A 14,005-nucleotide genomic window follows, 5' to 3' on the forward strand; every position below is an offset into this window, starting at 1 on the left:
GGCGCGGCATGGCGGGCTCCTCAGGGCTTGGGCATTTTCAGCGCCGTCCCGGCGTAATAGCCGCGGAACGGACGTTGCAGCAGGGCGTTGGCGACGGTGGCGGCATGCGGCGGCTCGATCCAGTCGCCGGGTCGATTCGGCGTCAGCGGCAGCGCCTGGCGCAGATTGGCGCTGCCGAAATACTGCCCGCCCGCGACGCCGACTTCGTTCCAGTCGATGCTGAGCCAGCCCTGCCCGGCCTGGCCTTTGTTGTCGGGCTCGTCGAAGCCGAAGCGCGGTTCGGTCATCTGCTCTTCCAGCACGAAGTAGAAGTTTTCCATGTAGCGCAGGTCGTCTTTGGGATTGGCAATGGCCGGATCCCGATCCGGGCTGATATCGAAGCCAAGGTAAGTGATGTCCTTGCCCAGATGGCCTTTCAGCACCGGCATTTCCATCCTGTCCGGCGCCATTTCTGTGTCTGGCTGGCCAGGTGGCGTGGGCGGCACGCTGCCGCTGGGACGCGCCTGCCCGGCCAGTTTCGGATAGGCGTAAATCGACAGCGTGGGAAAGCGCTCCAGCAGCTGGCCACGGATCAGCAACACCAGCATGGCCTTGCTGCCGGGCTGCTCGCCCAGCTGTGCTGCCGTCAGCCAGTGGTGGATCGGCTCGATGTCGGCGTTGCCGTCGAGGCGCTGCCAGAAATTGCGGAATGGCGTGCCGCGCTGGTCGGTGGGAAAGCCCTGCCACAGCAGCTCGCGCCCCATTTCGTGGTTGGCGCCGAGCAGCAGCGCCTCGACGAAACGCGGGTTGGTTTGCACCGCCATGATGAAGTCGTCAGGCAGCGCGCCGACGCCGGGCAGGAAGGTCTCCGGTGCCAGCGTTTCGAGTTTTTTCGACAGCGGAAACGGCAGCTGCGGATACGCCATGATGCGGTCGAAACGCGGCGGTATGACGTAGCGCAACAGATCGGCAAACGCCAGGTCGAAGCGCTCGGCGATGTAGCTGTTACTCAAGCCGCTGCCGCGCGCCCAGGCGACGCTTTGCTCGCCCAGCGCCAGCATGCTGGCGAGCCGCGCCGGTACGGTGAGCGCCGGGTCGATGCGCGCGCGCGTCTGCTGCGCCGCTTGCGTGAGCGCAAAGTTCACCGGCTGGATGCCGATCTGCGCCAGCTCGTTGGGTGTGCGCCAGAGTTTCTGATAGTCCTTGAACGCCTCGGAATAACGGTGCAGCACGGCGCGCTCCTTGACCGCAGGCGGCAGGGTGATGCTGGGTACCGCGCCGACACTGGCTGCGCCGAACTGCCCGGGCGCGTCGAGATGGATGGGCACCGGCGCGTCGCCCTGCCCCAGCGTGCCGGGCGGCAGGCTGGTGAACACGGCGTTGTTGCCGTACAGCCGCAGCGCCTGGACCGGCACCGCCGCCACGCTGCCGGGCGCGATGCGTACGCTGCGCAGTTTTCTACCCGCACCGGGGCTGAACGCGCTGCCTGTGGTTTTCAGATTGCCGTTGCGGCCATCAATCTTGAGCGCCTGCGCCTGCACTGCGCCGCCCGCCTGCACCGTCATCAGCAGACCTTCGGCACCGTTTTTGCTGGCCTGGCGGATGAGCTGGGCGAAATCGCCGCGCAGCGGTTCCGCGCTCGTCTGTTGCAGTTGCGCCAGGCGTTGGTGATGGGTTTCGGTGAGGATGCCCTGGTGCCACACGTCGCCCATCAGCGGCGCGCGCGGCTTGAGGCCGACGGCCTGGCGCCGCAGCGCGACATTGGCCTGCTGGATGCGGGCCAGCTCGGCACCGCTGAGGCTGCCAGGCAGACCGGTGTAGGGCGCCAGATCGACCAGGCTGTTCAGGTCGGCAGGCAGCGGGATGGCGTCGTAGGAACGGCTGCCCATGATGCCGTCGGGCACGAAGCGGTTGGGGTCGAGGCGGGCGAGATTGTTGCTGATATTGGCAAAGCGCGTGACCAGACCGGCGACTTGCTGCGGGATGGGAGTGAGCGCCAGATCGCGCTCGCGCCATTGCGCCATGCGCAGCGTCGCGCGGCGCGTGCTGGTGAGGCGGCGCATCGCGCCATCGAATAATTCATCGGGTAGGCTGGTGCTGTCGATCCGGCCATACAGGCTGTTGCCGACATCGAGCTTGAGCCGTGCGCGCGCCGGTGCCAGCACTGCCAGCAGGCGCGTGTCGGCGAGTTTATCCAGGTGGCGGGTTTGCAGCGCCTTGAGCACGTCGTGCGAAAACCGGCTGAGCGACAGCGCGCGCTGGGTGGCCAGCACTTCGCCCACCTGCGCCCACGCCGCCTGCATGAATTCGTCCTGGTTCTGGCGCACGATCTCCGCGCCCCAACCCGCCGCCAGCCGGTAGCGCGGTTGCAGGTTGAGCTGGTCGAACCAGTGCTGGCTCAAAAAGTCCGGCGCGACGCGGTGGCGCCTGGCCGGATATTCGCCGTACAGCGGCGGCGACAGCGTCGGCACGCTCTCGGGCTTGAGTGTGCCGTCGGCGGCCAGCGCGTCGCCGCTGTTGAGCATGCCCGCAAGCTTGTCGGCGAAGATGCCGTCGGCCGGGTCCGGCGTGAAGTCGAGCGACACCATCGCGCCCTCGAATACCGTTTGCCCCGGCGTGCCGCCCTCGAACAGCAGGCGCTCGGCGTCTACTGCCACCGGCTGCTCGCCGATGTGGCGCAATTGCGCCAGCAGCGGCAGGTCGTTTTGATACTGCGCCGGGGTTTTCAGGCGCCGCGCCAGGGTTTCGATGTCGCCGAGCGGGCCGGTGGAAAATTCCCAGTGGGTGTATACCGGCAGCTCGGTGTCGATGGGATTGGCGTGGTTCCACGCCGGTTCCAGCGTGTCGCCCAGCAACGGCTGGCCGAGGCCGCGCCGCCGCCCGGCGTCAAACGCCGGCACCACGCAGGCCAGATAGTTCTTGCGCGGCTCCAGCCGACGCGGGCACACCAGCCGCGAGATGTTTTGCGCGGGCTGGGCCGGCAATTCGGCGGCCAGATCGGCTGCGGCGTGGGTTTGCGACACCGCCTGCGCGTGCGCCCACAGCCAGGATTCATCGAGATTGGGCAGTTGCGTCGCCACCTGTGCGGCAGTCAGGGTGATCGACGGCAGCGGCGCGCCCGGCTTCAGGCCGGGCAGCGCGACCTGGCTGCGCTCGACCACCACCAGCACCAGCCACGGGCGCAACTGGTGGTTGACGTTGGCATGCGCCGGGGTCAGCAGCCAGGGGAAATCGGGCGGGTCGAAGTCGATGATGGCGAGGTAATTGGGCTCGAAGTTGGTGCTGTTGGGCTTGGGATCGGTGCGCACCACCAGACGCGGGTCGATGCCGATGATGTCGCCCGGCCCGTACAGCGCCAGATTGATGCTGCCCGCGACGGCGGCGGCAGGATTGCCGTCCTGTTTGGCTTGCAGGGTGAGCCCGACCTTGACCATGGGACGCGCGGCGAGCGCAGCGTTGCTGTCGGCATTGCCATGCGAACGTGCCAGGCCGCTGCGCGCCCAGGGCATGAAACGGTAGGGGATACTCATACTGTCAACTCCGCTAATTCTGCTATTTGGATGCGCGCCGCATTGACGTCGGGGGTGTAGCGGCGCAGCTGTTCGGCCTGCCACACGCTGGTTTGCAGCGCCACGGCGGGCGCAGCGCTGAGGCTGTCCTTGCTTGCCAGCACTTGCGGCACCGGGTTGACCTTGAGCGCGGTGCTTTGCGCCGGTTGCAGGCGCGCGGTGTCGCGCAGGCCGGACAGCCCGGCCGAGCCGAACTGCATCAATGCACCGTGCTTCGATTGCAGAAACGCCACCTCGCTCAACAGGCGCCGGTTGCGTGGCACCGGTTCAGGCTCACCCAGATCGGCCTCTTCGTAGCCCAGTTCCACTTCGATCAGGGTATCGAGCTCAAAGCCGTCTTCGCGTAGCTGGTAACCGGCCGGGTAGGCTTCGAACGAAGGTTTGGACAGGCGCTCGTCCTGCGACAGGTCGAGAAATTGCGCAGCGGCGAAGTAGTCGCTGCGCACTGTGGACGCCTTGCTGGCCGGGGCGGCTGCGCCCTGCACCAGTTGCAGCACCGGGTCGCGGAATTCGTTGGCACCGTCGATCAGGCTGCCGCTGGCCTTGCTCATGCGCAGCTCCAGCGGCACCAGTTTTTGCTGGAATGCCAGGCTGCCGAGCGGATGCGCGAGCAGCGCACCGTCTGTTTTCACATCGGCCAGCGTGAGGAAGGCCTCGCCACTGGCCGGCAGTTGCGCGCTCCAGTTGGCGATGCTGCTGATTTCCTTGCCCAGCAGGTCGGCGACCTTCACCGTCACCACCGGGGTATCGCGGTCGGTGCCCCAGGCCTGGTCGATGTTGATGGAAAAATCCGGCAGCGGCCACGGCGTTTCGACTTCGGCGCGCCCGGCAATGTGCCAGCGCCCCGGCCCGGCGAGCTGGCCGCTGAGGCGGATCGAGGCGAAATCCAGACCGAACACCTGCACCGCCAGATAGGCGTACAGGTCAATCTGGAAATAGAACTTCGGCTGCAGATAGCAGATGGCGTCAAAGCCGAAGCCGCCTTCGATGCTGGCGATGCCGATGTCGGCCCAGGCGCGCACTTCGGAACCGGCCTGTACGGTGGCCGAGGTGATCGCGAAATAGCCCTTGTACGAGATGCCGACGAAGCCGATGTCGAAGCTGGCACCGACGCGGTCGAACGGCATCGGAATGTCGGACGGGATTTCCTTGAACGCCGGGTGGAAGCCGCCCGCGCTGATGAGGAAAGTCGGGTGGCTGCCGAACTCGGCGCGGAACGCGAACTGGCCGGTGATCGAGATGAAGGCCACGCGCGAATTCACCAGCTTGGCGTCGAACGCGATGCGCAGCGGGTCGAATACCACCGAGCCGACGAAATCCAGCCGCAGATAGAGCAGCGCCAGATCGGCGCTGACCAGCGGCGGCAGCTGCACAATGGCCTGGCCGAGAATGACGAACTGGTTGGCTTCGATCAGCAGGCCGAGCCGCACCGTCACCAGACTGGGCGTGCCCCAGCCGAGCTCCAGCATCGGGCCGATGACGAAGCCGCCGGCCTTGACCGGAAACAGCGTGCGCAGGGTGTTGATGATTTTCGGCGCATCGCCGACCGGGTTGGCCGGGAACAGCACTGCGTCGAGCGCGCCATTCGATATGCCCTGCGACAGCGCGGTCGGGCTGGCGGTGTGCTGCACGCCGATCAGGCCGCCTATTCCAGTGAGGGTAAAACCGAATGACAGCTGGATCGCCGGAAACTGGCCGTAGATCAGTAGCAGCAGAGAATACCCGGCGGGCGTTTTGGTGCTGATCAGCGCGATGGCCTTGACGCCGATGGCCATCAGTTTCAGTTCCAGCGCGCCGCCGTAATCGCCGCTGGCGGGGTCGATGAACAAATAACCGCCGCCCTTGACGATGCCCGCGTCGAGGGAGAGACCGACGCCGTTGGGCGGCTTGAATTCGAATCCCAGACTGGGGGCGCTGGCGTCCACATCGAGCAGCACGCCGAGCCGGTCAATCGACGCCTGGAACGGACCGAGCGCTACGCCGAACGACGCCGACAGCTCGATTTGCAGCTTGAGGAAACTGCCGTTGTCGGGCGCAATGCCGAAATTGATGAGCTGCAACTGGAACGGCCCGGTCGGCAACGTCGGCACCGGCAGGCTGGCTTTCAGGCCGCTGCCGTTTTTCAGCCGCAGCGTGCCGAATTTGTCGGCCTCGGCTTCGACTGCGAAATCCAGCGCGATGCCTTCGCCCAGGATCAATTTGAGGAAACCGTCCCTGGGCTTCAGCGTTGCCTTGCCCTGGCGCGCGAACACGCTGATGGCGGGCGCGGCGTTGCTCAGGGTGAGCGCCATGCCGAGTTCGCCGATGCTGAGTTTGGCGCCCAATTCATCGCTGCCGATCACCAGCGCGCCGTTGGGATCGACGTGGCTCAGGCTGAGGGTGAACCCGAAATCGCCGCTGACCTGTACCTGGCCGGGCGGCAGTACCGGTACGAACACGCTGACGCCGGCGCTTGACGTCAGGCTCATTTTGAAACCGCCGACGCTGGCTGCCGGATTGACGGCCAGGTTGAGCGCTGCCCTGATGCCGGGAGGGGCGCTGCTGAATTCCAGCGTGCCGCCAAGGCCGGGCGCGTTGAGATTGAGTTTGGGCAGATTGGGCGCCAGCGCAGGCAGACCCGGCAGCGGAAAACCGGGGTTGGGTGCGGCAAACGAGCGGTCGAGCAGGCTGCCGCCAAGCAGGGTGACGAGACCCAATGCGGCCTGAGTATCGGTGCTCTGCGCTGCGCTCGCACCCAGTAGCGTTGCGAGCTTTTGCGCGCGCTGTCCGGCGGACGCGCCCGTCTGCGCATCGCCGGACAGCGTGAGCAGTATCTTGCCGAGGCTGAACGCGCTCGGATAGCGTCCGCCTGCCACGCTGCGCAACTGTTCCAGCTGGCGCAGGATCGGCGCGATGACGCCGAGCGCGGCCGCCGGATTGCCGCCCTGTAGTGCGTCCACTGCCTGTTTGATGTTATCCAGCGCCGCCAGCGACTCGGCGACGATCTGCGCTGCCAGCGCCAGCGATTCGGCAGTCGCGCCGGTGTCCCTGAAATCGTTGATATCCGGGTTGGCGGGCAGCGGCACGTTGGCGTTGGTCAGCCCCAGCATCTGCCAGATGCGCTGTTCGGCAGCCGCCTGATCGGCGGCGGGCAGCGCCGATACCGCCTGACTGACGCTATCCCGAAACCAGCTATAACACTTCTGGAAAACCGCATCTGGCTGTGCCATGCACGCTACCTCCCTCGCTGGCTGTCACGGCGGCTGATACAGCAGATGCCCGTGCAGCGTTTATGGATGTGTCTGCGTTTTATAGGCGACGCAGCCAAATTGGCTATGCATCCTATGGCCTAGACCATTTGGCCTAACGACAGAAACGCGACCCCTGGCTTCATTGATCGCCTGCGCGGGCGATGTAGCGCAACGCACGCAGGCTGGGCAGGAAGAAATACGCCCCGCCGCGCACCATGACAAACTGCGGCAGCCCGGTCACGCGCTGACGCAGGGCATTGTCGCGCTGCACGGTAAACACGCTGGTCACCGGGCAGCCGGGAACGGGCTGGTGATTGCCGAGCAGCGGGTCGGTTTCGCCGGTCAGGCCGGAAAACTTGCTGCTCGCCATCCATGCGTTCTGGATGAATTCAAACTGGCGCGCGATATTGGCGTTGAGGCAGATGAAATGCAGGCCGCGCCTGGGGTCATCTGGCGGCGCGGGCGCCAGTGCATCCTCCGGTTTCAGTTCGCAGCCATATTCGCGGCCGCGCCGCAGGATACGGTGAAAGCGCACCGACGACATCAGGTCGTCGCGGAAACCCTGCGGGCCGAACCCCAGCACGGTGATGAGTTTTTTCAGCAGGCTTGTTGGGCGACCGGGGAAATCGGTATTGCGCGGATTGGCGCGTCGCACATGCGCACCGAACGGGCAGCGCGCGCCAGACGGATCGTGATCGAACGTGAACTGGTTTTGCCGAATCTGCTCCGGGTTCGTGCCTGTCCCGGGAATCGGCTGTTGCTGAACCGGCACCAGCGCATCGCCCGCGCGCGTCCGCCCCACCATCGCCGCCGCCAGCATTTGCGCTTCGGCTTCATTGCCGCCTGCCTGCCGATGGACGAATTGCCAGAATGCGCGCACATCCTGTTCCAGTTGCCGCATCACCAGATAGGTCCCGTTGCGGCCGAGGTCTTTTTTAGCCGGCGCATCCAGCGCCGGCAGCAGGTCGGTGTTTGCAGCATCAGGATCGAGCAACGGTCGGTCGGTGAGCTTGCCGTATTCATTGCAGTAGCCCAGCAGGAATTCGCCGAGCGCAACCACGTTGCTGTAGTCATACCGGATATGGGCAGCTTGCTGCTGCGATTCCCAATCGAGTTGCGGCTGGCTGATGCCGTCGGCGAAGCCGAAGGGTTCGACGCCGTCGAGATTTTCGGTGTGGAGCCACTGCGCTTCGGCGAATGCCTCGTTCCAGACGTCGCCGGTACTGGCTTGCACAAACGCATCGAAGGCTTGCGGATCGGCAAAAAACATCACCACCAGATGCACCTCGTTTGCGGGGCCGCCCCAGTGCCAGTATTCGGGTGCGTTATCTGCTACATCGCCCAGCTCGCGTGCGCGGTTTTCCTGCGTCATGCCGCCGCGAAATGCGTGCGAAAAACCGGCGATCACCGACTCGGCCACGCCAAGCGCGCGCAAGCCCGGCGCGGTGAACGCGACTTGCAGCGCGGTGGTCGGCGGCGGGTTCATCAGCATTGCGTTGCTGACCGGTGCCGTGCGCAACCAGGCGCGCGCGGCGGCGGCGTTTTTTATCCGCAGCAGCGCATAGCGCGCCTGCGTCATGTGCTTGTAGCCAAAGCGCAGCAGGCCTTGCACGTCGGCGTAATCGACCTGGTTCATAGCAGGGCGAGCCATGCGCTAATCTCCTCGTTGCTCATCGACGCGGATTCCAGGCCACAGCGGATACGCGTGTTGCGTTCCAGATCGATTGCGGTCAGACCGGGGTAAGCCTTGTACCAGACCTGCGTCGGCAGCGTATGGCGGCGCAGGTATTCCTTGTATTTGCATTCGTCGGCGCAGCCGTCCAGCACCAGCCAGTTGGTTCTGGGATAGCCGATAGCGTTGCTGAACGAGGCATTCAGGCCGAAACCGGCCTTGTTGATGAAATCGTCCATGTAACTCTCGACGCTGCCGTCGTAGTTGCTGAAAAACGCCGCGCGGCGCGCTGTTTTCACGAGCGCCCAGGGCTTGGCGCCGCCGATAAACACCCAGCGCGCGAAGTGGATCGAACGGATGCGTCCCAGGCGGCCGGGGCGGACCAGGTGCCGTGCAGCATAGTTGACGGTGAGGAGTACGCCGAGGGTGGTCAGCAGTCGCAGCAGGCCGGGCTTCAGGCTGCCCATCGCGCTGAACTGGTTGGTGACATCGTGATCTTCGCCGAGCGCCAGCGCGTCGGACCAGGCCTGATCGACGCTGGGGTAGAGCGCCGGATCGGTTTTTTCCAGCTGGCGCAGGCGGAGGAGATAGAACGGCGCGGCCACGATGAGCAGCGGCAAGGCCAGTAACAGCAGCACGGGCAGGCCGATCAGGTGCAGGGTGTCTTTTATCCACCACCCCAGCGGCGTTGGCTCCTCGGCGGACAGCATGAGGCGGCTAATGGCGGTCTCTTCCTTGATAAAAGCGGCGAGCTGCGCGTGTATTTCCCGCGGCGGCATTTTTTCGAGCGCAGATGCATGGCGCGTGAGGTAGTTTTCCAGCGCGTCGCGCAGCGCCGCTTCTTCGCGCACCTGCCACAGCGTGCGTCCGCGACAGTTCACGTAATTGGCGATGGCGGGGCTGCGGTGCCGTTTCATCCAGGCCACCAGGTCGGCGGTGGAGGTGAAGCCTTCGCAGCAGGAAAACAGCATGCTCAAGCCGACCGCTGCGCGCCGTGCCAGCTCTTGCAGGAAGGCGTTTTCATTGCCGTCGATGTCGCCGAGCAAGGCGAAATAGAGCGGATAGGCGGGTACCGGCAGCCCATGGACGCCTACATCTGCGGTCGTCTGATCGTCGAGGATCAGCAGGCGTGCGACATGCAGCGTGTCGAACTGCGCGAACGGGATCAGCGTGTTGTCCGGGTTGACGCGCCCGGGTGCGTGGTTCATCGAAGCGAGCAACTGGCGCAGCTCAGCCTCGCGTGCCGGCATGATCGGCGCCAGGATCATGAATTGGGTCTGCGGTGTCATGGCGGCTGCTCGAACGTCTCATCGCCAGTGGGCTCATAGTGCGGCACTGCGTTCAGCGTATGCCGCAGCCTGGACAACTCGAAATACATGCGCTGGCGGGCACGGCTCTGGTTTCCCAGCGGGCGGTGTTCGGCGATGGTGTGCCACGGGTTATAGGAAAGCTTTTTGGCGAATGCCAGTTGCGCCGGGGAATCGAATGTCTGTTTGTAGAGACGCAGCGTGGCCACCGAAACGCGCGGCGAAAGCTTCTCCGGCCACAACACCGCGTTGTTCTCGATCGGCATCCGGAATGGGTCGATTTGTCTTTGCAGGCGGATGTCGAATTCGACGTCGCCCTGGTTCAGCGCCGTGACCATCGCGTCGCGCAGATAGTCGTCGGGCGGGCGCAACGGCAGACGCGGAATCGGCGTGCGCTGCCTCGATTTAGGCCACACCGAATATTGCATCGCCTGGCCTTCGCCCAGCAGATACGGCACGCAACTGAAGTAGGGTGCCTCGAACGGACTGCTCTGCGTCTTGATGAACAGCGCCTGCATGATGAGGTCGAGCATGTGCGGGCGTTTGAAATTAAGGAAATGGAATAGCGACGCGTTCTTCAGGCTCCAGCGCTGCAAGTGTGCGTTGGCTCGGGTATCCGGCGTGACGAAGGTCGGCGTGGAGACGCCGAACAGGTCCAGCGTGTGCTGTTCTTCGTCCATCAGCTTTGCACCCGGCACGCCCATCAGCTTGATGCTGATGCTCATGAAACCGACGTCGTCGATGTCCGGCGTGATGTAGGGGCCGGGGCCGGAAAACCGTACCCAGGCAGCAAAACTGTACGGCCTGGCGTAAATGCCGTGGCGGAACGCCGGCGGAATATTGTCGTGCACGATGAACTCGCCCCGCACGATGCCGTGTGTCTTGGTGTTGCCGCCGCGCTCCATGCCGCCGGGTTTCCACAACCCGCGCATCTGCTGCTCGAAAGTGGTGATGATCGAATCGAGATATTCCGTTTCACCCGGCAGCGGTTTTTCCTCGGCGAGCTGCAGGCCTTCATCGCGACGCTGCCAGTTAATCAAGGCCGTGACCAGGCGCGCCAGCGGATCGCGCAGCAACGCGTCGAACGGTGGACGCAGCCAGGGGTCGATGCGCCGCTCCATCTGCAACAGGAAGGTGGACGTATCGGCGAGCCAGTTCAGCACTGCAGAGCCGGTATTGGCGCGCGGCACCGGGCGGCTGGTATGGGTGATTTCGCTGGGCATGGTCAGAGGCGCTTATCGTGTTGGAAAACGAGGGGCAACGCGGCGTCGTTTTCCGTGCCGTAGTTGCGTATGAAAAGGGTGTGGCCGAAGGCGGCAACGAGTGCGCCGGGAATGAGCACAAAGATTTTCAATCGGCGCGAACAGGGAAGGCGTTTATTCATGGCGCACTCGCTTTTTTCTCATTCATTCTGGTTTGGATTTTCTCCATATTTCTAGCGGTCGTCCTGGTCGATGGGTTATCCGGGCCGTAGATTCGGGTGAGAATTTTGAGCGCCCGCTGGGCATAGGCGAACGCGTCGCTGAGGTCACCCTTGTCCAGGAGAATCTGCCCGATGTTGTTGGCGCGGATGGCGACGTTGGGATGCTCAGGACCGAACACCTGTTCGTCAATTTTCAGTGCCTGCTGGGAATAGGCGAGCGCCCCGTCGAGGTCGCCCTTGGCCTTGAGAATCAGTCCGATGTTGTTGGCGTCAATGGCGACGCTAGGATGTTCGGGGCCGAACACGGTCTCGTCGATCTTCAGTGCCCGCCGGGTGTAGGCGAGCGCCCCGTCGAGGTCGCCTTTGGCCTGGAGAATTTGCCCGATGTTGTTGACATCTCTGGCGACACTGAGATGTTCGGGGCCGAACAATTTTTCGTCGATCTTCAGCGCTCGCTGGGCATAGGCCAATGCCCCGTCAAGGTCGCCCTTGGCCTGGAGAATTTGCCCAATGTTATTGGTAATGGTGGCGACACTGAAATGCTCCGGGCCGAACGCCTTCTCGACAATCTTCAGCGCCCGGTGGCTATAGGCAAGTGCCCCGTCAAGGTCGCCCTTGGCCTGGAGAATCTGTCCGATACTGGCGGCAATGGCTGCGACGCTAAAATGCTCCAGGCCGAACACGGTCTCGTCGATCTTCAGTGCCCGCTGGGAGTAGGCAAGCGCCCCATCGAGGTCGCCCTTGGCCATGAGAATCTGCCCGATGTTGTTGGCATCAGTAGCGACGCTAAAGTGCGAGGGTCCGTACACCTGCTCATCGATTTTCAGTGCCCGCTGGCTATAGGCGAGTGCCCCATCCAAGTCGCCCTTGGCCATGAGAATCTGTCCGATGCTATTGGCGACAGTGGCAACACTCGCATGCTCGGGGCCGTACACTTGCTCGTCGATCTTCAGCGCCCGCTGGGAATAGGCGAGCGCTCCGTCGAGGTCGCCCTTGGCCTTGAGAATTTGACCGATGCTGTTGGCGACAGCAGCAACGTTTGCATGCTCGGGCCCAAACACTTGCTCGTCGATCTTCAGCGCCCGCTGGGAATAGGCGAGCGCCCCGTCGAGGTCGCCCTTGGCCATGAGAATCTGCCCGATGTAACCGGCATCATTAGCGACGCTAAAATGCTCGGGTCCGAACACTTTCTCGTCGATCTTCAGCGCCCGCCTGAAATGGACGAGCGCCCCTTCCAGGTCGCCCTTTATTCCGATAACCACCACCCCCATGACTGTACTCAACTGCGCCACAGCCAAGGGGGCAGTGGCTTCGTCAAACTGCGCCAAGCCTTCACGCACGATGTGCTCTGCTTTCGCGAAGTCGGATAACTGGGCATAGGCGGTAGCGAGGGCCAGGTAGAAATCTGGCAGCTTAACCAGGTCCAGTGCCTTTTTCAGGTGCGGGATAGCCTCGGCAAAGCGGTAGCGTTCCAGTAATGCATACCCCTGATTGTAGGCCGCCTCCGCCTCGTCGAACTTCGCCAGAAGCCGCTGTTTGTGAGCAGCCGCCTCTTCGTCAGCCTTTTCCAGCAGTTGCTGTTTGACGGCGCTGATTTCAGTCTTGACCTTTTGCGGCGTGGGCGGCGGCGGTAGCTTCATGCCATGTTCCAACTGATCCAGGCGGGCGAGGATCGCGTCTTGGCTCGTCTTCTGGCCTTGCAGAATGCTTTCGGTATGTTTACCCAATTGCTCGTCCACGATGGCCCCAATGCGCTCGTAGTCGATGCTCTTGCCGCTGATCCTGGCCAGGCGTTCCAGTTTGTTGTTGTAGTCAGCCAGTGTTCTTTCCAGTTGTGCCGCATCGACTTTCCGGTCGGCGAGGAGACCCTGCCGCAGGAATTCCAGCGTCTTGCCGTCCGACTGCATGGCCGGGAGCAAACCTTTGATGCCTTCCTCATAGGCTTTCTTGCTGATGGCGCAACTGTTGAAGCCGGTTGCCAGCGCCTTGACGAACTCGTTGAGTTTTTGGGTGGCGGCAGCGGCCTGTTGCAAGGTCTTGGGCGCAACGGCCACCCGCCCGCCGAGTACGCTCAGGCCGCTGAGCGTGGCTTCCAGGCCGGTTGCCGAGTACTGGATAGACAGTTGCCTGACGTCAATCTCGTAGCGGATGTCGTCGCTGCTGCAGGTGATTTTCCTGGCGGCCTGGGCGGGCGCTACCCACACTGCAGTGATCAGGCACAGGCAAAGGGAAGCCGCCGTGGCAGCAGGTAAGTGCCGACTTGTCATGGACTTGTACCCCCGAGCGACTGGGACATGGCGATGTACTGGCGCACCAGTTCCGCCAGGCGTGCCGGGTCTTGCGCTGGCTGCCCGGCAAAGGAATCGATCTGTCTGGCCAGGCTGTCCAGCGCCTGAAACCGGGCGCCGTATTCGGCGTATTGCATCTTGCCAATGGCGCAACTGTTGTAGCCTGCCACTACAAACTTGCGGAATTCCTTGCCTTGTTGCATGCCTTCGGATAATGCCTGCAACTGTTTGGGGTCTAGCCTGGCCGCGAGCTTGCCCTTATCCGCGAGGCTTAGCTCGAACGCCGCCGCATAGGCCCAGTAATCGGTGGTGAAATCGCGCAGATCGATCTGATGGCGGAGGTCTCCATTACCGCAATCGACTTCCTGTCCTCGTTTGAGAAAGACGTCGTAAGCCAGCCACGTCCCGACAATGAGCAGCGCGGCAGCAACTACCACGATGAGCTTATTCCTGTTCATTGGCATTGCTGTAAGCCAGGCGCGCGGCGCCTATCAGTGTGTGCCCGCCTGAAACAAGCGCAGTGGCGGCTTGAAAACG

General features: G+C 63.6%; 8 protein-coding genes. All 8 read right to left on the bottom strand.

Going from position 1 to position 14,005, the window contains the following annotated elements; all coding sequences use genetic code 11:
- Positions 1–20: 20 nt before the first annotated feature.
- The 8 genes from EI185_RS02810 to EI185_RS02840 all read right to left on the bottom strand — a co-directional run bounded on the left by EI185_RS02810 (position 21) and on the right by EI185_RS02840 (position 13,926).
- Positions 21–3,509, bottom strand: coding sequence for a hypothetical protein (locus EI185_RS02810; protein WP_124703609.1), 3,489 nt, complete (start codon positions 3,507–3,509; stop codon positions 21–23).
- Positions 3,506–6,757, bottom strand: a complete 3,252-nt coding sequence (locus EI185_RS02815; protein WP_124703610.1) for a DUF6603 domain-containing protein — start codon at positions 6,755–6,757, stop codon at positions 3,506–3,508. Before EI185_RS02815 ends, EI185_RS02810 begins: the two co-directional genes overlap by 4 nt.
- A gap of 160 nt (positions 6,758–6,917) precedes the next feature.
- Positions 6,918–8,429, bottom strand: a complete 1,512-nt coding sequence (locus EI185_RS02820) for a Dyp-type peroxidase (protein ID WP_223247635.1) — start codon at positions 8,427–8,429, stop codon at positions 6,918–6,920.
- On the bottom strand, positions 8,411–9,739 hold the full coding sequence (locus tag EI185_RS02825; RefSeq protein WP_124703611.1) for a hypothetical protein: 1,329 nt from the start codon (positions 9,737–9,739) through the stop codon (positions 8,411–8,413). Before EI185_RS02825 ends, EI185_RS02820 begins: the two co-directional genes overlap by 19 nt.
- Positions 9,736–10,980, bottom strand: coding sequence for a catalase family protein (locus EI185_RS02830; RefSeq protein WP_223247636.1), 1,245 nt, complete (start codon positions 10,978–10,980; stop codon positions 9,736–9,738). The genes EI185_RS02825 and EI185_RS02830 overlap by 4 nt, the downstream gene beginning before the upstream one ends.
- Positions 10,981–10,982: 2 nt before the next feature.
- Positions 10,983–11,141, bottom strand: a complete 159-nt coding sequence (locus tag EI185_RS17930) for a hypothetical protein (RefSeq protein WP_189836255.1) — start codon at positions 11,139–11,141, stop codon at positions 10,983–10,985.
- A complete protein-coding gene (locus EI185_RS02835; RefSeq protein ID WP_124703612.1) occupies positions 11,138–13,447 on the bottom strand; it encodes a tetratricopeptide repeat protein in 2,310 nt (769 codons plus the stop codon). Before EI185_RS02835 ends, EI185_RS17930 begins: the two co-directional genes overlap by 4 nt.
- Complete coding sequence (locus EI185_RS02840) at positions 13,444–13,926, bottom strand: hypothetical protein (RefSeq protein WP_124703613.1); 483 nt, start codon at positions 13,924–13,926, stop codon at positions 13,444–13,446. Before EI185_RS02840 ends, EI185_RS02835 begins: the two co-directional genes overlap by 4 nt.
- Positions 13,927–14,005 lie beyond the last annotated feature (79 nt).

Origin of the sequence: Sulfuriferula multivorans, assembly GCF_003851125.1 — a bacterium.
Taxonomy (GTDB): Bacteria; Pseudomonadota; Gammaproteobacteria; order Burkholderiales; family Sulfuriferulaceae; genus Sulfuriferula; species Sulfuriferula multivorans.

What these genes read in the sequence shown, in the direction of transcription:
- EI185_RS02810 (WP_124703609.1), bottom strand. Translation starts at nt 3,509, where the DNA reads ATGAGTATCCCCTACCGTTTCATGCCCTGGGCGCGCAGCGGCCTGGCA.
- EI185_RS02815 (WP_124703610.1), bottom strand. Translation starts at nt 6,757, where the DNA reads ATGGCACAGCCAGATGCGGTTTTCCAGAAGTGTTATAGCTGGTTTCGG.
- EI185_RS02820 (WP_223247635.1), bottom strand. Translation starts at nt 8,429, where the DNA reads ATGGCTCGCCCTGCTATGAACCAGGTCGATTACGCCGACGTGCAAGGC.
- EI185_RS02825 (WP_124703611.1), bottom strand. Translation starts at nt 9,739, where the DNA reads ATGACACCGCAGACCCAATTCATGATCCTGGCGCCGATCATGCCGGCA.
- EI185_RS02830 (WP_223247636.1), bottom strand. Translation starts at nt 10,980, where the DNA reads ATGCCCAGCGAAATCACCCATACCAGCCGCCCGGTGCCGCGCGCCAAT.
- EI185_RS17930 (WP_189836255.1), bottom strand. Translation starts at nt 11,141, where the DNA reads ATGAATAAACGCCTTCCCTGTTCGCGCCGATTGAAAATCTTTGTGCTC.
- EI185_RS02835 (WP_124703612.1), bottom strand. Translation starts at nt 13,447, where the DNA reads ATGACAAGTCGGCACTTACCTGCTGCCACGGCGGCTTCCCTTTGCCTG.
- EI185_RS02840 (WP_124703613.1), bottom strand. Translation starts at nt 13,926, where the DNA reads ATGAACAGGAATAAGCTCATCGTGGTAGTTGCTGCCGCGCTGCTCATT.